1 tRNA gene is annotated in these 366 nt (G+C 36.9%); it reads right to left on the bottom strand.

Going from position 1 to position 366, the window contains the following annotated elements:
- Nucleotides 1–194: 194 nt before the first annotated feature.
- Nucleotides 195–270 (bottom strand) — tRNA-Ala (locus Q1A70_RS20560).
- Nucleotides 271–366 lie beyond the last annotated feature (96 nt).

Raw genomic sequence — 366 nt, 5'->3', positions numbered from 1 at the left:
CTAATGAAAGATAAACATTGAGAACTTTTAAATTTGATTAACTTAATCACAGCTTTGAGCTGTTTGATTTCACTTTTAAAGTAAAAACCAATTAAGTAATCAGTCAGCTTTCCAAATTGTTAAAGAGCTTGATCCAACTTCTATTAAAAGAAGGGAACCATTTTTAAATATTTTAAGATAAAAACACTTAAAGATGGTGGAGCTATGCGGGATCGAACCGCAGACCTCCTCGCTGCCAGCGAGGCGCTCTCCCAGCTGAGCTATAGCCCCATCTGGAAAAGTATTTCTACTCTTAACTTTTCTAAACCTAATCAATCTGTGTGGACACTTATCGTGAATATCTTCGTATAAGGAGGTGATCCAGCC

It is taken from the genome of uncultured Vibrio sp., assembly GCF_947488985.1.
Taxonomy (GTDB): Bacteria; Pseudomonadota; Gammaproteobacteria; order Enterobacterales; family Vibrionaceae; genus Vibrio.
The sequence above is the reverse complement of the archived record's forward strand: the minus strand, read 5'-3'. Positions and strand labels throughout refer to the sequence as shown.